The following is a 22221-nucleotide window of genomic DNA, read 5'->3' on the forward strand; positions in this document are numbered from 1 at the left end:
TCACTTACTCTACATTTTTTTAAGGAGTTGAACACGCCCTGAATGCTATGTGAAATTTCTTATTAACTGAAGCAACGCATTTTAAACATATTAAACTACAGAAAGGGTCGTTTGGTTATTTGTAGTAACTGAATACGGGACTAATTTTATTCGGAAAAAAGTCAAATCAAATCGTCTTTACTTCATCGAGCCCTACATCGATTTTCTATTTTTCTACAGAAATTTTAGGCAGCTGAATCTTCCCTTTGTATCTTAACGGAACACCTTTTCTGTAAAAAATTACTCTACATTCTTTGAAAGGAGTTGAACACGCCCTAAATGCTAGGTGAAAAAGATAAATTCTATTGTGAGCTTGCTTACTTCAAGAATTTTCTATTTTCACTTGGTATTTTACGGGCTCTGTATCCTATATGTCTAACATTCAAAATATGTCCCTTGAGGACATCATGGGAGAGCGCTTTGGTCGCTACTCCAAGTACATCATTCAAGACCGGGCTTTGCCAGATATTCGTGATGGCTTGAAGCCGGTTCAGCGTCGCATTCTTTATTCTATGAATAAGGATGGAAATACCTTTGACAAGAGTTACCGTAAGTCGGCCAAGTCTGTCGGGAATATCATGGGGAATTTCCACCCACACGGGGATTCTTCTATCTATGATGCCATGGTACGTATGTCACAGGACTGGAAAAATCGTGAGATTCTAGTCGAAATGCACGGTAATAACGGTTCTATGGACGGAGATCCGCCTGCGGCTATGCGTTATACTGAGGCGCGTTTGTCTGAAATTGCTGGCTACCTTCTTCAGGATATCGAGAAAAAGACAGTTCCTTTTGCTTGGAACTTTGATGATACCGAGAAAGAGCCGACAGTCTTGCCAGCAGCCTTTCCCAACCTCTTGGTAAATGGATCGACTGGTATTTCGGCTGGATATGCCACAGATATTCCTCCCCATAATTTAGCTGAGGTCATCGATGCGGCGGTTTATATGATTGACCATCCAACTGCAAAGGTTGATAAACTCATGGAATTCCTACCTGGACCAGACTTCCCGACTGGAGGGATTATCCAGGGGCGTGATGAAATCAAGAAGGCCTATGAAACTGGAAAAGGGCGCGTGGTTGTTCGTTCCAAGACTGAGATTGAAAAGCTAAAAGGTGGTAAGGAACAAATCGTTATTACTGAGATTCCTTATGAAATCAACAAGGCCAATCTAGTCAAGAAAATCGATGATGTTCGTGTCAATAATAAGGTGGCTGGTATTGCTGAGGTTCGCGATGAGTCTGACCGTGATGGTCTTCGTATCGCTATCGAACTTAAGAAAGACGCTAATACGGAGCTTGTTCTCAACTACCTATTTAAGTACACCGACCTACAAATCAACTACAACTTTAATATGGTGGCGATTGACAATTTCACGCCTCGTCAGGTTGGGATCGTTCCAATCTTGTCTAGCTACATCGCCCACCGTCGTGAAGTGATTTTAGCGCGTTCACGCTATGACAAGGAAAAGGCTGAGAAACGTCTCCATATCGTCGAAGGTTTGATTCGTGTGATTTCGATTTTGGATGAAGTCATTGCTCTTATCCGTGCTTCTGAGAATAAGGCGGACGCCAAGGAAAACCTCAAAGTTAGCTATGATTTTACAGAAGAGCAGGCTGAGGCCATCGTAACCTTGCAACTATACCGTTTGACCAATACAGACGTAGTTGTCTTGCAGGAAGAAGAAGCAGAACTTCGTGAAAAGATTGCCATGCTTGCAGCGATCATTGGTGACGAACGGACTATGTACAATCTCATGAAGAAAGAGCTTCGTGAGGTCAAGAAGAAATTTGCGACTCCACGTTTGAGTAGATTAGAAGACACAGCAAAAGTAATTGAGATTGATACAGCTAGTCTGATCGCTGAGGAAGATACCTACGTCAGCGTGACCAAGGCAGGTTACATCAAGCGTACTAGTCCACGTTCCTTTGCGGCTTCAACGCTAGAAGAAATTGGCAAACGTGATGACGATCGTTTGATCTTTGTTCAATCTGCTAAGACAACCCAGCACCTTTTGATGTTCACAAGTCTTGGAAATGTCATCTATCGACCAATCCATGAATTGGCAGATATTCGTTGGAAGGATATCGGAGAGCATCTGAGCCAGACCATTACAAACTTTGAAACCAACGAAGAAATCCTTTATGTGGAAGTCGTGGATCAGTTTGATGATGCGACAACCTATTTTGCAGCCACTCGTCTAGGTCAAATCAAGCGTGTAGAACGAAAAGAATTCACCCCATGGCGGACCTACAAGTCTAAGTCCGTTAAGTATGCTAAGCTCAAAGACGAGACAGACCAGATTGTAGCAGTGGCTCCGATTAAACTAGATGATGTTCTCTTGATTAGTCAAAACGGTTATGCCCTTCGTTTCAATATCGAAGAGGTTCCTGTTGTCGGTGCCAAGGCTGGAGGTGTCAAGGCTATGAATCTGAAAGAAGATGATGTCCTCCAATCGGCCTTTATCTGTAATACCTCATCCTTCTACCTCTTGACTCAGCGTGGAAGTTTAAAACGTGTTTCTATTGAGGAAATTCCAGCAACCAGCCGTGCCAAACGTGGTTTACAAGTTTTGCGTGAGTTGAAAAACAAACCGCACCGTGTCTTCTTGGCAGGAGCAGTTGCAGAGCAAGGATTTGTTGGTGATCTCTTCAGTACGGAAGTGGACGGGGACGATCAAACTTTGCTTATCCAATCTAATAAAGGAACGATCTATGAAAGTCGATTACAAGATTTGAATTTGTCAGAACGAACCAGCAACGGAAGCTTCATTTCTGACACGATTTCAGATGAAGAAGTTTTTGATGCTTATCTTCAGGAACCTTATAAAGAATTTGAATCTAAGAGATGATAAAAAACAATGAAAAGCTTTGCATTGAGAAATTTGTTGAGCTATATATTTAAGAATTGAATTTGACTATATATACAAAAACGAACAGTGCTGATTCCCAACTTATAGGGACTTAAGCCTGGTCGTTTTCTTGTTTTTAGTGGTATAGACCACTCTTGGTTTGAATGTAAAAATATTAACATATGTTCAGTTATTCAATCTAGGTTAATAAAAAAATAATATTTTTTTAAGAAAACGATTGCATCTATAATATTTTTATGTTATACTCTTATTGTTTCAAGAAAGCGCGTTCAAGAAATAATTCGTACAAACATATATAGGAGTTTTTTATGTCTCAAAATAAACAAGATAAAGGATTTCGTTATTCTATTCGTAAACGTAGCGTTGGAGTATGTGGTGTTGCCATTGCAACATTTTTGCTAGGTTCTGGCCTTGTATTTCAAACAAATGTAGTAAAAGCAACAGAACCAAGCGTTGCTGAAGTTGCTGGTGAAAATATTGCTGCTCATAAGTCTGCAAGTCAGAGTTCGACTTATTATGATGCAGATGCTTCTAGAGCGGTTGACGGTAATCTAGATAATGTTTACAGACATCACTCAGTTACTCATACAAATTTTGAAGATCATGCTTGGTGGAAAGTTGATCTAGCAAAAGAAGAAGGTGTGGGAACTGTTCGTATTTACAATCGTGGAGACAGTAATGTAGGAGATCGTTTATCTAATTTTGATGTTATTTTGTTAGATAAAGATGGTAAGGAAGTAACTCGTCAACATGTTGATACCCTAAATAATCAACCAAAAGTTGATGTTCAATTCTCAGGAGTTAATGCACGATATGTAAAAATTGAATTAAATAAATCTAAAACTCCTCTTAGTTTGGCAGAAGTTGAAGTATATCGTGCTGTAAAAGAAGAAAAAGTAGTAGCAGATAAGAAAACAGAAAACAAAGTTAAAACAGAAAATAAAGATAAAAAAGATTATACTGCAGAGCTAAATAACTATTTATTTGGTTTAAATTATGATAAATTAAACATTTTGACTAGAAAAGGAGAAGCGTTAGAAAATTACACTAATACAAGCACAAAACAACAAGGAAATGAATTCGTGGTTGTAGAAAAAGTGAAGAAAAACCTTTCTAATGGTTCGGCTGATGTTGCCATTAATGGTAACGGAGATATTTTCCTAGGTGCATTGTTTAAAGCAAATCAAGACCTTCTAGAAAACAAACCACAACAAATTAGTTTAGATCGTAGCAAAGGTAGAATCAGTGTTGATTTACCAGGAATGGTTGGTGGAGATAGCTATGTAGATGCCAAACCAACTGCAAGTGGTATGCAGGAAGGTGTAAATACCCTGTTAAATCGTTGGCATGAAAAATATGCTGGTAAGAACCCTGCTCCAGCACGCATGCAATACGAATCAACTTCTGCTTATAGCATGAATCAATTAAAAGCAAAATTCGGAAGTGACTTTGAAAAAGTAGGAGTTAACTTAAAAATTGATTTTGATGCAGTTCACAAAGGTGAAAAACAAGTTGAGGTAGTTGATTTTAAACAAGTTTACTTTACTGCTAACTTTGATGCTCCAAAAAATCCATCAGATGTATTTGCCTCAGGAATAACGGTTGATCAATTGAAAGCACGTGGTATTGATGCAACAACACCTCCTGTATATGTATCCAGCGTTTCATACGGACGTCAAATGTATGTTAAGTTTGAAACAACAAGCAAGAGTACAGAGTTGAAAGCAGCAATCAATGCTGTCATCAAAGGAGTGCCTATTAAACCAGACTCTGAATGGGCACGTGTCTTGAAGAATACAACTGTAACAGTTTCAATCGTAGGTGGAAATGCTGATGGCGCTGCACGTGTTGTGACAGGTACAGTAGAAGATTTGAAGAAATTGATTCAAGAAGGAGCTACTTTCAGTACACAAAACCCTGCTGTTCCAATTTCTTATAAGACTGCATTCTTGAAAGATAATCAAGTAGCCACAATTCAAAGCAATACAGACTACATTGAAACTAAAGTGACTTCATATAAAAATGGTTACCTCAATTTACATCATAAGGGAGCTTACATTGCTCGCTACTATGTTTACTGGGATGAAGTAACTTATGATAAGAATGGAGTTGAAAGTGTTCGTACGCGTCAATGGGAAGACAATGGTAAAAACAGAACAGCTGGATTCCGCACTGAGATTCAATTTAAAGGAAATGTTCGTAATATCAGAGTAAAAATCCAAGAAAAAACAGGTCTTGTTTGGGAACCATGGCGCACAGTTTACAATCGTACAGACCTTCCTCTTGTTCAAAAACGTACCATTGTTAACTCAGGTACAACATTAAGACCAAAATACGATGAAAAAGTTGAAAATAACTAATTTTTCACTTGTAAAAAGAATCAGTTCTAAGAGCTGGTTCTTTTTCTTTCTAAAACTCCTCTGTAATCAAAAATCAACAAAGATAGTCAATTATTTCTTATCAATCAATTGATTAGCATTCCAGTTTATCCTATCTACTTTTTGACTGTTGTATTTTTCTCTAAAAATGGAGTTTTGGGCCAGCCTTTTGAAGAAAAATTTTTAATGGGGTGAAAATCGGTAAATCTGAGCATAATTTCTTGTAAAAAAATCTAAAATCCTTTAAAATAAAAGAGTTGGAGGAATTTATGAATGTAAATCAGATTGTACGGATTATTCCTACTTTAAAAGTTAATAATAGAAAATTAAATGAAACATTTTATATTGAAACCCTTGGCATGAAGGCCTTGTTAGAAGAGTCAGCCTTTCTGTCACTAGGTGATCAAACAGGTCTAGAAAAGCTGGTTTTAGAAGAAGCTCCAAGTATGCGCACTCGTAAGGTAGAGGGAAGAAAAAAACTAGCTAGATTGATTGTCAAGGTGGAAAATCCCTTAGAAATCGAGCCCTTATTAGCTAAAACAGATTCGATTCATCAATTATATAAAGGTCAAAACGGCTACGCTTTTGAAATTTACTCTCCAGAAGATGATTTGGTTTTGATCCATGCGGAAGATGATAGAGAAAGTCTAGTAGAAGTAGGAGAAAAGCCAGAATTTCAAACAGATCTGGAATCAATTTCTTTAAGTAAATTTGAGATTTCTATGGAATTACACCTCCCAACGGATGTAGATAGTTTCTTGGAACTATCTGAAATTGGGACATCACTTGATTTTATCCCAGCTCAGGGTCAAGATTTGACTGTGGACAATACGGTTACTTGGGATTTATCTATGCTCAAGTTCTTGGTCAATGAATTAGACATAGCAAGTCTTCGTAAGAAGTTTGAGTCTACAGAATATTTTATTCCTAAGTCTGAAAAATTCTTCCTTGGTAAAGATAGAAATAATGTTGAATTGTGGTTTGAAGAAGTATGAAGTGGACCAAGATTATTAAAAAAATAGAAGAACAAATCGAGGCAGGGATCTATCCCGGAGCCTCTTTTGCGTATTTTAAGGACCATCAATGGACGGAGTTCTATTTAGGCCAGAGTGACCCAGAGCATGGCTTGCAGACCGAGGCAGGACTGGTTTATGATCTAGCTAGTGTCAGCAAGGTTGTTGGGGTTGGTACCGTTTTTACCTTCTTGTGGGAAAAAGGTCAATTGGATATTGACAGACCGGTAACAGATTTTTTAGCTGAGAGTGATTATCCAGATATCACTATTCGCCAGCTCTTAACCCATGCTACAGATCTTGATCCTTTTATTCCCAATCGTGATCTTTTAACAGCTTCTGAATTAAAGGAAGCTATGTTTCATCTCAAGAGACGAAGTCAGCCAGCCTTTCTTTATTCGGATGTCCATTTTTTACTTTTGGGCTTTATTTTGGAAAGAATCTTTGATAAGGATTTGGATGAGATTTTACAGGAACAAGTTTGGAATCCTTGGAGAATGACGGAAACTCAATTTGGGCCTGTTGAGCTTGCTGTTCCAACCGTCAGAGGTGTCGAGACAGGTATGGTACATGATCCCAAGGCTCGTCTCCTGGGCAGACATGCTGGTAGTGCTGGTTTGTTTTCGACTGTAAAGGATTTACAAATCTTTTTAGAACACTATTTAGCAGATGATTTTGCAAGAGATTTGAGTCAAAATTTTTCTCCTTTGGATGACAAGGAACGTTCTTTGGCATGGAATTTGGAGGGAGATTGGCTAGACCATACGGGCTATACAGGTACCTTTATCATGTGGAATCGCCAGAAGCAAGAAGCGGCTATTTTCCTATCAAATCGTACCTATGAAAAGGATGAGAGAGCTCAATGGATATTAGACCGCAATCAAGTGATGGACTTGATTCGCAAAGAAGAGTAAGGAGAGACATGTCAAATAGTTTAAAAGGGACTCTATTAACAGTTGTGGCTGGGATTGCTTGGGGCTTGTCAGGAACGAGTGGCCAATACCTGATGGCGCACGGAATTTCGGCTCTGGTCTTGACCAACTTGCGTCTTTTAATCGCCGGTGGGATTCTCATGCTCTTGGCTTATGTTACTGCAAAGGATAGAATGCAGGCCTTTTTAAAGGATAGAAAGAGTTTGCTGTCTCTTCTCATTTTTGCTCTAATTGGCCTCTTCCTCAATCAATTTGCCTATCTAACTGCTATTCAGGAAACCAATGCAGGAACCGCGACGGTGCTTCAGTATGTTTGTCCTGTTGGGATTTTGATTTATAGCTGTATCAAGGATAAGGTGGCGCCGACACTGGGAGAGATTGTTTCTATCATATTAGCTATCGGAGGAACCTTCCTGATCGCCACTCATGGGCAGCTGGACCAGTTATCTATGACACCTGCAGGTCTGTTCTGGGGGCTCTTTTCTGCTCTGACTTACGCACTTTATATCATTTTGCCCATAGCCTTGATTAAGAAGTGGGGGAGCAGTTTGGTCATAGGTGTGGGAATGGTTATAGCTGGTTTGGTCGCCCTTCCTTTTACAGGAGTTCTACAGGCCAATATCCCGACTAGTCTTGATTTTCTCCTCGCTTTTGCGGGCATTATCCTTATCGGGACTGTCTTTGCCTATACAGCCTTCTTAAAAGGAGCCAGTCTGATTGGACCGGTCAAGTCAAGTTTGTTGGCTTCAATTGAGCCAATCTCGGCGGTTTTCTTTGCTTTCCTAATTATGAATGAACAATTTTATCCCATTGATTTTCTTGGCATGGCAATGATATTAGTTGCTGTAACACTGATTTCTTTGAAAGATTTGCTCTTAGAAAAATAAAAAGACTCTTTGTCGTCCGTGACAGAGAGTTTTTATGTAGTATTTTATACTCAATGAAAATCAAAGAGCAAACTAGGAAACTAGCCGCAGGCTGTACTTGAGTACGGCAAGGCGACGTTGACGCGGTTTGAATTTGATTTTCGAAGAGTATTAATTGTTTTCAAGATAAAATTCAAATCGTTCGCCTACATACTGACTTTTTACGTATTCAAAAGCAGTACCATCTTCTAGGTAGGAAACCTGAGTCAGCCCAAGAATAGCGTGTCCTTTTTCAACTTCCAAATAGTGGGCGATTTTTTCCTTAGCAAGACGAGCATAGATGGTCTGCTGTGATTTACCAATACGGTAGCCATGTTTTTGCAGTGTTTGGAAGAAATGACTAGTGATTTCTTCTTTTTTAAAGTCCTTAATGAATTTTTCAGGAATAGAAGCAACTTCATAAACTAGGGGAACTTGATCGGCATAGCGAACCCGCTCCATTCGGATAATATTTTCGGTAGGAGAAATTCCTAGCTTGGCAACTTCCTGCTCATTGGGAATGGTTTTTCTGTAGGAAATGAGTTGGCTCGAGGGTACTTTACCCTGGGACTTAACAATTTCAGTAAAACTGGTTGTCCCTCGCATCTTTTCTTGTACTCGAGTACTGGAAACAAAGGTGCCGCTTCCTACACGGCGCTCTAAGACGCCTTCTTCGACTAATAGAGATACGGCTTGGCGGAGGGTCATGCGACTAACCGCAAACTGCTCTGCTAAATCTCTTTCACTGGGAAGCCTCTCACCAATAGCCCAACGGTGCTCGTCAATATCCTTTTTAATCTGATCATGGATTTTCATATAAGCGGGTAGCATATTTTTCACTTCATTTCTATCTTTTCTCTATTGTACCCCAATAAACTAGAAAAAGTCAATCTTCGCCTTGTTTAGTTGGTAATTCGCCCTTATTTGTGATAGAATATTGGAAAAAGATATTTCTTTTGAGAAAGGAAAAAGATGAGCAACATATCAACTGATTTGCAAGATGTAGAAAAAATCATCGTGCTGGACTATGGTAGCCAATATAACCAGCTGATTTCACGCCGTATCCGTGAGATTGGCGTTTTTTCAGAACTAAAGAGCCATAAAATTTCAGCTGCTGAAGTTCGTGAAATCAATCCTGTAGGAATTATCCTATCAGGTGGTCCAAACTCTGTATACGAAGATGGTTCATTCGATATTGACCCAGAAATCTTCGAACTCGGAATTCCTATTTTGGGAATTTGTTATGGTATGCAGTTATTGACCCATAAACTTGGAGGAAAAGTTGTCCCTGCAGGTGATGCTGGAAATCGTGAATACGGTCAATCAACCCTAACTCACACACCATCAGCGCTTTTTGAATCAACACCTGATGAACAGACTGTTTTGATGAGCCATGGTGATGCGGTTACTGAAATTCCTGCTGACTTTGTTCGTACTGGAACATCAGCTGACTGCCCTTATGCAGCCATTGAAAACCCAGATAAACACATTTACGGTATCCAATTCCACCCTGAAGTTCGCCATTCTATATACGGAAATGATATCCTTCGTAACTTTGCCCTTAACATTTGTAAGGCTAAAGGCGATTGGTCAATGGATAACTTCATTGATATGCAGATCCAAAAAATTCGTGAAACCGTCGGTGATAAACGTGTCCTTCTTGGTCTATCAGGTGGTGTTGACTCTTCAGTTGTTGGAGTTCTTCTCCAAAAAGCGATTGGCGATCAATTGATCTGTATCTTCGTGGATCACGGTCTTCTTCGTAAAGGAGAAGCGGACCAAGTTATGGACATGCTTGGTGGTAAGTTTGGTTTGAATATCGTCAAAGCAGACGCTGCTAAACGTTTCCTTGACAAACTTGCTGGCGTTTCTGACCCTGAACAAAAACGTAAAATCATCGGTAACGAGTTTGTCTATGTCTTTGATGACGAAGCAAGCAAGCTCAAAGATGTGAAATTCCTTGCTCAAGGTACCTTATATACAGACGTTATCGAGTCTGGTACAGATACAGCTCAAACTATCAAGTCACACCACAACGTGGGTGGTCTTCCAGAAGACATGCAGTTTGAACTGATTGAACCACTCAACACTCTTTATAAAGACGAAGTTCGTGCCCTTGGTACAGAGCTTGGTATGCCAGACCATATCGTATGGCGCCAACCATTCCCAGGACCAGGACTTGCTATCCGTGTTATGGGTGAAATCACTGAAGAAAAACTAGAAACAGTTCGTGAATCAGACGCTATCCTCCGTGAAGAAATTGCCAAAGCTGGCCTTGACCGCGATATTTGGCAATACTTCACTGTTAACACAGGCGTTCGTTCAGTTGGGGTTATGGGTGACGGTCGTACGTATGACTACACAATTGCAATCCGTGCCATCACCTCTATTGATGGTATGACTGCTGACTTTGCCAAAATTCCTTGGGAAGTGCTTCAAAAAATTTCAGTACGTATCGTAAACGAAGTGGATCATGTTAACCGTATCGTCTACGATATTACAAGTAAACCACCTGCAACAGTTGAGTGGGAATAATCATCTAAGGACTAATTTATGTAGCTTAATGAGCCAGTATCTTTGGGTACTGGTTTTTACTTGTCTAGACTTTTTGGCTACTTGTTAAAATTGGTTTATATTCGATAGTTTAACAATTATTATACAAAGCTTAAAAGATTAGAATTGTCAAAACAATCTGTCTAGGCTTGATTTTATCGCTTATTTACTATAAAATGAGAAGGAAAAACGTCAAACTTTTATATTGCAAATAGGAGAAAACATGACAAAAACATTAAAACGTCCTGAGGTTTTATCACCTGCAGGGACTTTAGAGAAGTTAAAAGTAGCTGTTCAATATGGAGCGGATGCTGTCTTTATCGGTGGTCAGGCCTATGGTCTTCGTAGCCGTGCAGGTAACTTTACCTTTGAACAGATGGAAGAAGGCGTCCAGTTTGCTGCCAAGTACGGTGCCAAAGTCTATGTAGCTGCCAATATGGTTATGCACGAAGGAAATGAAGCTGGTGCTGGTGAGTGGTTCCGTAAACTGCGTGATGTCGGGATTGCAGCAGTTATCGTATCTGACCCAGCCTTGATTATGATTGCAGCAACAGAAGCACCAGGTCTTGAAATCCACCTTTCCACTCAAGCAAGTGCGACTAACTATGAAACCCTTGAGTTCTGGAAAGAGCTGGGCTTGACTCGTGTCGTTTTGGCGCGTGAGGTTTCGATGGAAGAATTAGCTGAAATCCGCAAACGTACAGATGTTGAGATTGAAGCCTTTGTCCACGGAGCCATGTGTATTTCTTACTCTGGTCGTTGTACCCTTTCTAACCACATGAGTATGCGTGATGCCAACCGTGGTGGCTGTTCTCAGTCTTGCCGTTGGAAATACGACCTTTACGATATGCCATTTGGTCAAGAACGCAAGAGCTTGAAAGGTGAAATTCCAGAAGAATTTTCGATGTCAGCCGTTGACATGTCTATGATTGACCATATCCCAGATATGATTGAAAATGGTGTGGACAGTCTGAAGATTGAAGGACGTATGAAGTCTATTCACTATGTATCAACAGTAACCAACTGCTATAAGGCAGCTGTGGATGCTTATCTTGAAAGTCCTGAAAAGTTTGAAGCGATCAAACAAGATTTGGTGGACGAGATGTGGAAGGTTGCCCAACGTGAATTGGCAACAGGTTTCTACTACGGTACACCATCTGAAAATGAGCAGTTGTTTGGTGCGCGTCGTAAAATTCCTGAGTATAAGTTTGTCGCTGAAGTGGTTTCTTATGATGATGCGACTCAAACGGCAACCATTCGTCAACGGAATGTCATCAACGAAGGCGATCAAGTTGAGTTTTATGGTCCAGGTTTCCGTCATTTTGAAACGTATATCGAAGATTTGCACGATGCCAAAGGCAATAAAATCGACCGCGCCCCAAATCCAATGGAACTCTTGACTATTAAGGTGCCTCAACCTGTTCAAGCAGGAGACATGGTTCGTGCATTAAAAGAAGGACTCATCAATCTCTATAAAGAAGATGGAACCAGCGTCACAGTTCGTGCTTAATAAGCAAGCAGGATATGAAAGATTTCTAGTTGTTTTCCCTTTAATCCTGCTCACTAAAAGAAAAGAAGTTAAAGAAAATATATCAATTTCGTCCGAGATTTCATCTCGGATTTTTTCATTATTTTTCAGAAAGACCTAGATAATGGTCGGATTTATTACAAGTTTTTTCCAATTTTTTCTATATAATAAGCTCAAAAATAGTAAAATTGTAAATAATTTCCATTAAACGCTTTCAATGTTAGTAAAAAGTTGACAAATCCAATTTTTAGGACTAAACTAAGTAAGTAAATTTTAATTAAAAGGAGAATTCGTCATGAATTTAACATTTTTCGGTCTATGTCTTGCCTGTATGGGTGTGTCTCTTGGTGAGGGTATGTTGATGAATGGTTTGTTGAAATCAGTAGCTCGCCAACCAGATATTATCGCTGAGTTTCGTAGCTTGATGTTTTTAGGGGTTGCCTTTATTGAAGGAACTTTCTTCGTAACTCTTGTCTTCTCATTTATTATTAAATAACGAAATATAAATTGGAGAAGGGAGAATGTTAGATGGAAGAAAGTATCAATCCAACCATCAATATTGGTCCTGTTACCTTTGATTTAACTTTGACAGCCTTGACTTTGCTGTCTGTGTTTCTGATTTTTGCATTTATCTATTGGGCAAGTCGTAATATGACTTTGAAACCCAAAGGTAAACAAAATGTACTAGAGTATCTCTATGATTTTGTAATTGGATTTACAGAACCTAACCTTGGTTCCCACTATGTAAAAGATTACTCACTCTTTTACTTATGTTTATTTCTTTTTATGGTCATCGCTAATAATCTTGGTTTGATGGCTAAACTTCAAACAACAGATGGGACAAACCTTTGGACATCGCCAACTGCAAATCTTTCATTTGACCTTGTCTTGTCTTTCTGTATTATTGTGATGGCGCACATTGAGGGGATTCGTCGCCGTGGGATTAAACAATACCTCAAAGGTTTTGTAACTCCTGCATTTATGACACCGATGAATCTACTTGAAGAAGTCACGAATTTCCTTTCTCTTGCTTTGCGGATTTTTGGGAATATATTTGCAGGTGAAGTAATGACAAGCTTGCTTCTTGTACTTTCACATCAGGCTATTTTTTGGTATCCAATCGCATTTGGGACAAACTTAGTTTGGACTGCATTTTCCGTGTTCATTTCTTGTGTACAGGCCTATGTCTTTACACTATTATCCTCTATGTACCTAGGAAATAAAATTAATGATGAAGAGTAGAAAGGAGTAACTGATGCACGTAACAGTAGGTGAATTAATTGGTAATTTTATTTTAATCGCTGGCTCTTTTATCCTTTTGCTAGTCTTGATTAAAAAATTTGCATGGTCTAATATTACAAGCATTTTCGAAGAAAGAGCTGAAAAGATTGCTTCAGATATTGACAGAGCTGAAGAAGCACGTCAAAAAGCGGAAGTATTGGCTCAAAAACGCGAAGATGAATTGGCTGGTAGCCGTAAAGAAGCTAAGACAATCATTGAGAATGCGAAAGAAACAGCTGAGAAAAGTAAGGCTAGTATTTTAGCAGATGCTAAACTAGAAGCAGGACGCTTAAAAGAAAAAGCAAACCAAGAAATTGCTCAAAACAAAGCTGAAGCTTTACAAAGCGTTAAGGGTGAGGTTGCAGATTTGACAATCAGCTTGGCTGGTAAAATCATCTCACAAAACCTTGATGGTCATGCCCATAAAGAACTCATTGATCAGTATATCGATCAGCTAGGAGAAGCTTAATGGACAAGAAAACAGTAAAGGTAATTGAAAAATACAGCATGCCTTTTGTCCAATTGGTACTTGAAAAAGGAGAAGAAGACCGAATCTTTTCAGACTTGACTCAAATCAAGCAAGTTGCTAAAGAAACAGGTTTACCTTCTTTTTTAAAAAAAGTGGCCGTAGACGAGTCTGACAAGGAAAAAACGATTGCTTTCTTCCAAGACTCTGTGTCACCTTTATTGCAAAACTTGATCCAGGTTCTTATCTACAATCACAGAGCAAATCTTTTTTATGATGTGCTTGTAGATTGCTTGAACCGACTTGAAAAAGAAACAAATCGATTTGAAGTGACGATTACGTCAGCTCATCCTTTAACAGATGAACAAAAGAGTCGCTTGCTCCCTTTGATTGAGAAAAAAATGTCTCTGAAAGTAAGGAGTGTAAAAGAACAAATCGATGAGAGTCTCATTGGTGGTTTTGTTATTTTTGCCAATCACAAGACAATTGATGTGAGTATTAAACAACAACTTAAAGTTGTTAAAGAAAATTTGAAATAGAAAGTGGTGTTCTTTTGGCAATTAACGCACAAGAAATCAGCGCTTTAATTAAGCAACAAATTGAAAATTTCAAACCCAATTTTGATGTGACTGAAACAGGTGTTGTAACCTATATCGGGGACGGTATCGCGCGTGCTCACGGCCTTGAAAATGCCATGAGTGGAGAGTTGTTGATTTTTGAAAACGGCTCTTATGGTATGGCTCAAAACTTGGAGTCAACAGACGTCGGTATTATCATCCTTGGTGACTTTACAGATATCCGTGAAGGCGATACAATCCGCCGTACAGGTAAAATCATGGAAGTCCCTGTAGGTGAAAGTCTGATTGGTCGTGTTGTGGATCCACTTGGTCGTCCAGTTGACGGTCTTGGAGAAATCCACACTGATAAAACTCGTCCAGTAGAAGCGCCAGCTCCTGGTGTTATGCAACGTAAGTCTGTATCAGAACCATTGCAAACTGGTTTGAAAGCTATTGACGCCCTTGTACCGATTGGTCGTGGTCAACGTGAGTTGATTATCGGTGACCGTCAGACAGGGAAAACAACTATTGCGATTGATACAATCTTGAACCAAAAAGGTCAAGATATGATCTGTATCTACGTAGCGATTGGACAAAAAGAATCAACAGTTCGTACGCAAGTAGAAACACTACGTCAGTACGGTGCCTTGGACTACACAATCGTTGTGACAGCCTCTGCTTCACAACCATCTCCATTGCTTTTCCTAGCTCCTTATGCTGGGGTTGCTATGGCAGAAGAATTTATGTACCAAGGGAAACATGTTTTGATTGTTTATGATGATTTATCAAAACAAGCGGTAGCTTATCGTGAACTGTCACTCTTGCTTCGTCGTCCTCCAGGTCGTGAAGCCTTCCCAGGGGATGTTTTCTATCTTCACAGCCGTTTGCTTGAGCGCTCAGCTAAAGTTTCTGATGAACTTGGTGGTGGATCAATTACAGCCCTACCATTTATCGAGACACAAGCAGGAGATATCTCTGCCTATATCGCAACCAACGTGATTTCTATCACTGATGGACAAATCTTCCTTGGCGATGGTCTCTTCAATGCAGGTATTCGTCCAGCCATCGATGCGGGTTCATCTGTATCACGTGTAGGTGGTTCTGCACAAATCAAAGCCATGAAAAAGGTTGCTGGTACACTTCGTATCGACCTTGCTTCATACCGTGAGTTGGAAGCCTTCACTAAGTTTGGGTCTGACTTGGATGCGGCAACACAGGCTAAATTGAACCGTGGACGTCGTACCGTTGAGGTCTTGAAACAACCTGTTCACAAACCATTGCCTGTTGAGAAACAAGTAACCATTCTTTATGCTTTGACACATGGTTTCTTGGATACTGTTCCAGTAGATGATATTGTTCGTTTCGAGGAAGAGTTCCATGCCTTCTTTGACGCTCAACATCCAGAGATTTTGGAAACCATTCGTGATACAAAAGACTTGCCAGAAGAAGCAGTCTTGGATGCTGCGATTACAGAGTTTCTCAATCAAACCAGCTTCCAATAAGAATAGAGGTGTCAGATGGCAGTATCTCTAAATGATATTAAAACAAAAATCGCCTCAACAAAAAATACGAGTCAAATCACTAATGCCATGCAAATGGTATCGGCTGCTAAGCTAGGTCGCTCTGAAGAAGCAGCTCGTAACTTCCAAGTTTATGCTCAGAAGGTTCGTAAACTTTTGACAGATATCCTTCATGGTAATGGAGCTGGTGGTTCAACCAATCCGATGTTGATTAGCCGTCCAGTTAAGAAGACAGGCTATATCGTCATTACTTCAGATCGTGGTTTGGTTGGAGGTTATAATTCTTCTATTCTGAAAGCCGTTATGGAGTTGAAGGAAGAGTACCATCCAGACGGTAAAGGTTTTGAAATGATCTGTATTGGTGGAATGGGAGCTGACTTCTTTAAGGCTCGTGGTATTCAACCACTTTATGAACTACGTGGCTTGGCAGACCAACCTAGCTTTGATGAAGTTCGTAAGATTATTTCAAAAACTGTTGAAATGTACCAAAATGAACTCTTTGATGAGCTCTATGTCTGCTACAACCACCATGTCAATACGCTAACCAGTCAAATGCGTGTGGAACAAATGCTTCCGATTGTTGACTTGGATCCCAATGAAGCGGATGAAGACTACAGCTTGACTTTTGAATTGGAAACCAGTCGAGAAGAAATTTTGGAGCAGTTGTTGCCTCAGTTTGCAGAAAGTATGATTTACGGGGCTATTATCGATGCCAAGACAGCTGAAAATGCTGCAGGTATGACAGCCATGCAAACAGCGACTGATAATGCTAAGAAAGTCATTAATGATTTGACAATTCAGTATAACCGTGCCAGACAGGCGGCGATTACACAAGAAATTACAGAAATCGTAGCGGGTGCTAGTGCCTTAGAATAGGCTCTAGTCCAGCTCGTATGAAAATGAACTTATACTCAATGAAAATCAAAGAGCAAACTAGGAAGCTAGCCGCAGGCTGCTCAAAACACTGTTTTGAGGTTGCAGATAGAGCTGACGTGGTTTGAAGAGATTTTCGAAGAGTATTAGGACCTAGTTGAGCTAGGAACCGACAGTATCTTATATAGAATAGGAGAAGGAGATGAGTTCAGGTAAAATTGCTCAGGTTATCGGTCCCGTTGTAGACGTCTTGTTTGCAGCAGGGGAAAAACTTCCTGAGATTAACAATGCACTTGTCGTCTACAAAAATGACGAAAGAAAAACAAAAATCGTCCTTGAAGTAGCCTTGGAGTTGGGAGATGGTATGGTCCGTACTATCGCCATGGAATCAACAGATGGGTTGACTCGTGGAATGGAAGTATTGGACACAGGTCGTCCAATCTCTGTACCAGTAGGTAAAGAAACTTTGGGACGTGTCTTCAACGTTTTGGGAGATACCATTGACTTGGAAGCTCCTTTTACAGAAGACGCAGAGCGTCAGCCAATTCATAAAAAAGCTCCAACTTTTGATGAGTTGTCTACCTCTTCTGAAATCCTTGAAACAGGGATTAAGGTTATCGACCTTCTTGCCCCTTACCTTAAAGGTGGTAAGGTTGGACTTTTCGGTGGTGCCGGAGTTGGTAAAACCGTCTTAATCCAAGAATTGATTCACAACATTGCCCAAGAACACGGTGGTATTTCAGTATTTACTGGTGTTGGGGAACGTACTCGTGAGGGGAATGACCTTTATTGGGAAATGAAAGAATCAGGCGTTATCGAGAAAACAGCCATGGTATTTGGTCAGATGAATGAGCCACCAGGAGCACGTATGCGTGTTGCCCTTACTGGTTTGACAATCGCTGAATACTTCCGTGATGTAGAAGGCCAAGATGTACTTCTCTTTATCGATAATATCTTCCGTTTCACTCAGGCTGGTTCAGAAGTATCTGCCCTTTTGGGTCGTATGCCATCAGCCGTTGGTTATCAACCAACACTTGCTACGGAAATGGGTCAATTGCAAGAACGTATTACATCAACTAAGAAGGGTTCTGTAACCTCTATCCAAGCTATCTATGTGCCAGCGGATGATTATACTGACCCTGCGCCAGCAACAGCCTTCGCTCACTTGGATTCTACAACAAACTTGGAACGTAAGTTGGTACAATTGGGTATTTATCCAGCCGTTGATCCACTTGCTTCAAGCTCACGTGCCTTAGCACCTGAAATCGTTGGAGAAGAGCACTATGCAGTTGCTGCTGAAGTAAAACGTGTCCTTCAACGTTACCATGAGTTGCAAGATATCATTGCTATCCTTGGTATGGATGAGCTTTCTGATGAAGAAAAGACCTTGGTTGCTCGTGCCCGTCGTATCCAGTTCTTCTTGTCACAAAACTTTAACGTTGCGGAACAATTTACTGGTCAGCCAGGTTCTTATGTTCCAGTTGCTGAAACTGTTCGTGGATTTAAGGAAATCCTTGATGGTAAACATGACCACTTGCCAGAAGATGCCTTCCGTGGTGTAGGTTCTATCGAAGATGTGATTGCAAAAGCTGAAAAAATGGGATTTTAAGAGGTGATCTATGGCTCAGTTAACTGTCCAGATCGTGACACCAGATGGTCTCGTCTATGATCACCATGCCAGCTATGTATCGGTTCGAACTCTGGATGGTGAGATGGGGATCTTGCCACGACATGAAAATATGATTGCGGTTTTAGCAGTTGATGAAGTAAAGGTAAAACGTATTGATGATGAAGATCATGTGAACTGGATTGCAGTAAACGGAGGCGTTATTGAAATTGCCAATAATACCATCACAATCGTTGCGGATTCTGCAGAACGTGCTCGTGATATCGATATCAGTCGTGCAGAACGTGCCAAGCTTCGAGCAGAGCGTGAAATTGAAGAAGCACAAGACAAAAACTTGATTGATCAAGAACGTCGTGCGAAGATTGCACTACAACGTGCCATTAACCGTATTAATGTCGGAAATAGACTATAAGAAAAAAATGAACTTGAAAATTCCAAGTTCATTTTTTATGTTTTCTTAAGGAGCAAAACTGATGCAGACTGCTTCTGGGACATGGAAGTCGTTGGAAAGTTCTGCTAGACGACCAGTTTCAGGATTGCGTTTAAAGACGGTCGCATTATCAGAGTCTTGATGGACAGCAATAAGGAATTCTTGATCTGGTGTCAAATCAAAATCACGTGGAGTTTGACCATGTGTTGGAACGATTTCTAATAACTCTAGGCTACCGTCCGCAAGGATTGTATATACTGCGATAGAATCATGACCACGGTTAGAAGCGTAGAGGTATTTACCATCTTTAGAGAGACGAATAGCAGCAGTTCCATTAAATCCTTCGTAACCGTCTGGTAAAGTTGAAATGACTTGCATGCGTTCAAATTCACCAACACCATCGTAAATTAAAACCTCGATAGTGCGATTGAGTTCACAAATCAGATAAGCGATTTTATAGTGATTATGGAAAATGATATGGCGTGAACCTGCTCCTGGCTGGCTGTGATAGGTATAGAGTTTAGATAATTTCCCCTCTTGATCAAGATCGTAAGTGATGACTTGGTCAGTTCCCAAATCACAAGTCACTAGATAGTGGTCAGGTGTTAAGTCTGTAAAGTGAACGTGGGGAGATGCTTGGTTTTCATGTGGACCTTGGCCACTGTGTTGATCTACATCACTAAGTAGAAGACTACCATCTTCCTGACGTTTATAAACGAGTACCTGTCCTTTATGGTAGTTTGCTGCATAGACCAAATCACGCTTTTCATCAACAGCAACATAACAGTGGGGAGCTCCTTCTTCAACGACATGATTTAATAAAGTCCCATCAGTTTGATAGGCTGCAATCCCCCCCTTATTGTCTTGACTACCAACGGTGTATAAATGTTGGTGCTGGTCAAAAGCAAGATAGGTTGGACTTGGCTCAGGTGCAAAAAGTTCTAGATTTGCAAGTTGACCAGTTTCTGTATCAAAGTCTGCCTTATAAATCCCTTGAGAAGTACGACGTGTATAAGTTCCAAAATAAACAGTTTCTTTCATAACTTTACCTCTATATAAAGATAAGACTATTATATCACAAAAATGGTAGTATGAAAAAATCAAGCTTGGCAAGTGTTTTGCCTAATTCTTTTCATGATAATATCAAGAATGTTTTCATTGATTTACTTAACAAAAGTGATATAATAATCCTATACAAATTATCAAAGGAGTTTGACTATGAAAAAACGTGTTTTCTTAGCAGCAGGAGTTGCTGTACTCTCGGCAGCTGTCCTAGCAGCGTGTTCATCTGGTAATGCTAATAAAGAAGCAAATAAACCAGTTACTTATGCCTATGTATTTTCATCAGATCCTTCGACTCTGGATTATACAGTTTCTGGAAATGTCAGCACAAAACAGGTCACAGGTAACGTTATTGACGGTTTACTTGAAAATGACCAATATGGGAATCTGGTTCCATCAGTTGCAGAAGATTAGACTGTTTCCAAAGATGGTTTGACCTATACCTATAAAATCCGTCAGGGTGTCAAATGGTATACCAATGAGGGGGAAGAGTATGGTGAAGTCAAGGCTCAGGACTTTGTAACTGGTCTGAAGCATGCAGCAGATAAAAAATCACAGGCCCTCTATTTGGTACAGGAATCAATTAAAGGATTGGATGACTATGTAAATGGGAAAACAACGGATTTTTCTACTGTTGGTGTAAAAGCAACAGACGATTATACTGTTGTTTATACTTTGAATCATCCAGAATCTTTCTGGAATTCAAAAACAACAATGGGAGTTCTTGCACCAGTAAATGAAGACTTTTTAGCTTCTAAAGGAGATGACTTTGGTAAACCAACTGATGTAACGAGCATTCTATACAATGGGCCTTATCTCCTCAAAGGCCTTACATCTAAGTCTTCTATCGAAATGACCAAAAATCAAAACTACTGGGATAAACAAAATGTCTTTATTGATGATATCAAGTTATCCTTCTTTGATGGCCAAGATGCAGACTCCCTAGGACGCGGTTTTGATGAGGGACATTATCCAGCTGCGCCTCTCTTTAAAAACTCTGCCAACTATGAACGTCTAAAAGAAAAATACAAGGATAATATTGTGTATGGTCAACAGCGTGGGGGAGTTTTTTATATCTCAACCAATATCGACCGTGTAAATTACAATCACACTGCTAAAACAAGTGATGCAGAAAAAACTTCTACTAAGAAAGCCTTGTTAAACAAAGATTTCCGTCAAGCCTTGGCTTTTGCGGTAGATCGTAAAGCAGGGATCTCTCAAGTATTTGGTGATGAAGTAGGACCTCGTAAGTTACGGACAAGTTTCACTCCTCCAACATTTGTTCAAGTAGGAGATCAAACATTTGGTCAAGTTACTAAGACAGAATTGGATAAATTGGATAATATCTGGAAAGATGTCAGTCTTGATGATGCCCAAGATTCACTTCATAATGTAGACAAGGCTAAGGCTAAGTTTGAAGCTGCTAAGAAAACTCTCCAAGCTGATGGAGTACAGTTCCCAATTCATTTAGATTTGCCAATTTCTTCATCAAATCCAGATTTTATTCGTCAGGTTCAGTCTTATAAACAATCCATTGAGGAAGCCTTAGGCTCTGACAATGTAGTTGTTGATATTCAACAAGTTTCTGATGACGAATTGGGAAGTATGACTGTTCTAGCTACTTCCAATACCAATACCGACTGGGATATTAATGCAGTCAGTGGTTGGAGTCCAGACTTTGCTGATCCATCGACTTATCTAGATGTATTTGATCCAACTTCAGGTCCAAGTCTCCTAAGTGCTCTTGGTGTAGCACCAGGAACAGACAATCCAGTCATTAAAACAGTTGGATTGGATAAATACAAAGAATTGATTGATGATGCAAACAGTGAGAAAACGGACCTTCAAAAACGTTATTCCAAATATGCTAAGGCCCAAGCTTGGTTGTCAGATAGTGCACTTGTTACTCCAGTATACTCTGATGGTGCTCAAATGCTAGTGACGAAAATGGTTCCTGGCAGTGGTGCCGGTGGCTGGGTAGGTGACAAGACTAGTGAAAATAGCTACAAGTATCTGAAAATCCAAGATAAGATTGTCACTACTAAAGAAATGGATGAGTTCCGCAAGAAATTTGCTGATGAAAAAGCCAAATCAAACGCTGATTATCAGAAGAACTTAGACCATCATATTCAAGACTAATCGAATCTCCTCTTTTGAGGGGATTTTTTATGTCGCTGTCTCTAT

The 22221-nt window shown here is 39.9% G+C and carries 17 protein-coding genes and 1 pseudogene; 16 read left to right on the top strand and 2 right to left on the bottom strand.

What is annotated here, in order from left to right:
* The first annotated feature begins 410 nt into the window (after positions 1 to 410).
* From parC to QM424_RS00435, 5 genes are all read left to right on the top strand, one after another.
* Complete coding sequence (gene parC, locus QM424_RS00415) at positions 411 to 2891, top strand: DNA topoisomerase IV subunit A (RefSeq protein WP_414392592.1); 2481 nt, start codon at positions 411 to 413, stop codon at positions 2889 to 2891.
* A gap of 329 nt (positions 2892 to 3220) precedes the next feature.
* Positions 3221 to 5272, top strand: coding sequence for a thiol-activated cytolysin family protein (locus tag QM424_RS00420; RefSeq protein ID WP_414392593.1), 2052 nt, complete (start codon positions 3221 to 3223; stop codon positions 5270 to 5272).
* A gap of 287 nt (positions 5273 to 5559) precedes the next feature.
* Positions 5560 to 6285: a CppA N-terminal domain-containing protein gene (locus QM424_RS00425; protein WP_414392594.1), complete on the top strand. Its 726-nt coding sequence runs from the start codon at positions 5560 to 5562 to the stop codon at positions 6283 to 6285.
* Positions 6282 to 7217, top strand: coding sequence for a serine hydrolase domain-containing protein (locus QM424_RS00430; RefSeq protein ID WP_414392595.1), 936 nt, complete (start codon positions 6282 to 6284; stop codon positions 7215 to 7217). The genes QM424_RS00425 and QM424_RS00430 overlap by 4 nt, the downstream gene beginning before the upstream one ends.
* 8 nt (positions 7218 to 7225) lie before the next feature.
* Positions 7226 to 8122 (top strand): DMT family transporter, encoded by an 897-nt coding sequence (locus QM424_RS00435; protein WP_414392596.1) that lies wholly within the window; start codon positions 7226 to 7228, stop codon positions 8120 to 8122.
* A 150-nt stretch (positions 8123 to 8272) separates the two neighbouring features.
* On the opposite strand, the gene QM424_RS00440 is transcribed toward QM424_RS00435, so the two are convergent.
* Entirely contained in the window at positions 8273 to 8971 is a 699-nt protein-coding gene (locus QM424_RS00440) for a GntR family transcriptional regulator (RefSeq protein ID WP_000936191.1), read from the bottom strand.
* A 141-nt stretch (positions 8972 to 9112) separates the two neighbouring features.
* Between QM424_RS00440 and guaA the strand changes: the two genes are divergently transcribed.
* From guaA to QM424_RS00490, 10 genes are all read left to right on the top strand, one after another.
* Positions 9113 to 10675 (top strand): glutamine-hydrolyzing GMP synthase, encoded by a 1563-nt coding sequence (guaA, locus tag QM424_RS00445; protein ID WP_033683854.1) that lies wholly within the window; start codon positions 9113 to 9115, stop codon positions 10673 to 10675.
* 241 nt (positions 10676 to 10916) lie between these two features.
* The gene (locus QM424_RS00450) at positions 10917 to 12203 is read left to right on the top strand and encodes a peptidase U32 family protein (RefSeq protein WP_414392597.1); all 1287 of its coding nucleotides are present in this window, start codon (positions 10917 to 10919) and stop codon (positions 12201 to 12203) included.
* 313 nt (positions 12204 to 12516) lie between these two features.
* The gene (locus QM424_RS00455; protein WP_001054559.1) at positions 12517 to 12717 is read left to right on the top strand and encodes a F0F1 ATP synthase subunit C; all 201 of its coding nucleotides are present in this window, start codon (positions 12517 to 12519) and stop codon (positions 12715 to 12717) included.
* A gap of 32 nt (positions 12718 to 12749) precedes the next feature.
* Positions 12750 to 13463, top strand: a complete 714-nt coding sequence (gene atpB / locus QM424_RS00460) for a F0F1 ATP synthase subunit A (RefSeq protein WP_414392598.1) — start codon at positions 12750 to 12752, stop codon at positions 13461 to 13463.
* A gap of 13 nt (positions 13464 to 13476) precedes the next feature.
* Positions 13477 to 13971: a F0F1 ATP synthase subunit B gene (gene atpF / locus QM424_RS00465; RefSeq protein WP_000558550.1), complete on the top strand. Its 495-nt coding sequence runs from the start codon at positions 13477 to 13479 to the stop codon at positions 13969 to 13971.
* The gene (locus QM424_RS00470; protein ID WP_414392599.1) at positions 13971 to 14507 is read left to right on the top strand and encodes a F0F1 ATP synthase subunit delta; all 537 of its coding nucleotides are present in this window, start codon (positions 13971 to 13973) and stop codon (positions 14505 to 14507) included. Before atpF ends, QM424_RS00470 begins: the two co-directional genes overlap by 1 nt.
* Positions 14508 to 14521: 14 nt before the next feature.
* Positions 14522 to 16027 (top strand): F0F1 ATP synthase subunit alpha, encoded by a 1506-nt coding sequence (gene atpA / locus QM424_RS00475; protein WP_000996629.1) that lies wholly within the window; start codon positions 14522 to 14524, stop codon positions 16025 to 16027.
* Positions 16028 to 16042: 15 nt separating this feature from the next.
* Entirely contained in the window at positions 16043 to 16921 is an 879-nt protein-coding gene (locus QM424_RS00480) for a F0F1 ATP synthase subunit gamma (protein ID WP_000301216.1), read from the top strand.
* Positions 16922 to 17120: 199 nt separating this feature from the next.
* A complete protein-coding gene (gene atpD, locus QM424_RS00485) occupies positions 17121 to 18527 on the top strand; it encodes a F0F1 ATP synthase subunit beta (protein ID WP_000094357.1) in 1407 nt (468 codons plus the stop codon).
* 10 nt (positions 18528 to 18537) lie between these two features.
* Positions 18538 to 18957 carry a F0F1 ATP synthase subunit epsilon gene (locus QM424_RS00490; protein ID WP_414392600.1) on the top strand — a complete coding sequence of 140 codons (420 nt, stop codon included), beginning with the start codon at positions 18538 to 18540 and terminating at the stop codon, positions 18955 to 18957.
* Between the two features lie 45 nt (positions 18958 to 19002).
* On the opposite strand, the gene QM424_RS00495 is transcribed toward QM424_RS00490, so the two are convergent.
* Positions 19003 to 20016, bottom strand: coding sequence for a lactonase family protein (locus QM424_RS00495; RefSeq protein ID WP_414392601.1), 1014 nt, complete (start codon positions 20014 to 20016; stop codon positions 19003 to 19005).
* 177 nt (positions 20017 to 20193) lie between these two features.
* Between QM424_RS00495 and QM424_RS00500 the strand changes: the two are divergent.
* A pseudogene (locus QM424_RS00500) lies at positions 20194 to 22176 on the top strand (peptide ABC transporter substrate-binding protein).
* The last annotated feature ends 45 nt before the right edge of the window (positions 22177 to 22221 follow it).

This window comes from Streptococcus mitis (assembly GCF_047464945.1).
GTDB classification, from domain to species: domain Bacteria; phylum Bacillota; class Bacilli; order Lactobacillales; family Streptococcaceae; genus Streptococcus; species Streptococcus mitis_EA.

Excerpts from the sequence above, each read along its gene's own strand:
- parC (WP_414392592.1), top strand. The coding sequence starts at position 411 with ATGTCTAACATTCAAAATATGTCCCTTGAGGACATCATGGGAGAGCGC.
- QM424_RS00420 (WP_414392593.1), top strand. The coding sequence starts at position 3,221 with ATGTCTCAAAATAAACAAGATAAAGGATTTCGTTATTCTATTCGTAAA.
- QM424_RS00425 (WP_414392594.1), top strand. The coding sequence starts at position 5,560 with ATGAATGTAAATCAGATTGTACGGATTATTCCTACTTTAAAAGTTAAT.
- QM424_RS00430 (WP_414392595.1), top strand. The coding sequence starts at position 6,282 with ATGAAGTGGACCAAGATTATTAAAAAAATAGAAGAACAAATCGAGGCA.
- QM424_RS00435 (WP_414392596.1), top strand. The coding sequence starts at position 7,226 with ATGTCAAATAGTTTAAAAGGGACTCTATTAACAGTTGTGGCTGGGATT.
- QM424_RS00440 (WP_000936191.1), bottom strand. The coding sequence starts at position 8,971 with ATGCTACCCGCTTATATGAAAATCCATGATCAGATTAAAAAGGATATT.
- guaA (WP_033683854.1), top strand. The coding sequence starts at position 9,113 with ATGAGCAACATATCAACTGATTTGCAAGATGTAGAAAAAATCATCGTG.
- QM424_RS00450 (WP_414392597.1), top strand. The coding sequence starts at position 10,917 with ATGACAAAAACATTAAAACGTCCTGAGGTTTTATCACCTGCAGGGACT.
- QM424_RS00455 (WP_001054559.1), top strand. The coding sequence starts at position 12,517 with ATGAATTTAACATTTTTCGGTCTATGTCTTGCCTGTATGGGTGTGTCT.
- atpB (WP_414392598.1), top strand. The coding sequence starts at position 12,750 with ATGGAAGAAAGTATCAATCCAACCATCAATATTGGTCCTGTTACCTTT.
- atpF (WP_000558550.1), top strand. The coding sequence starts at position 13,477 with ATGCACGTAACAGTAGGTGAATTAATTGGTAATTTTATTTTAATCGCT.
- QM424_RS00470 (WP_414392599.1), top strand. The coding sequence starts at position 13,971 with ATGGACAAGAAAACAGTAAAGGTAATTGAAAAATACAGCATGCCTTTT.
- QM424_RS00480 (WP_000301216.1), top strand. The coding sequence starts at position 16,043 with ATGGCAGTATCTCTAAATGATATTAAAACAAAAATCGCCTCAACAAAA.
- atpD (WP_000094357.1), top strand. The coding sequence starts at position 17,121 with ATGAGTTCAGGTAAAATTGCTCAGGTTATCGGTCCCGTTGTAGACGTC.
- QM424_RS00490 (WP_414392600.1), top strand. The coding sequence starts at position 18,538 with ATGGCTCAGTTAACTGTCCAGATCGTGACACCAGATGGTCTCGTCTAT.
- QM424_RS00495 (WP_414392601.1), bottom strand. The coding sequence starts at position 20,016 with ATGAAAGAAACTGTTTATTTTGGAACTTATACACGTCGTACTTCTCAA.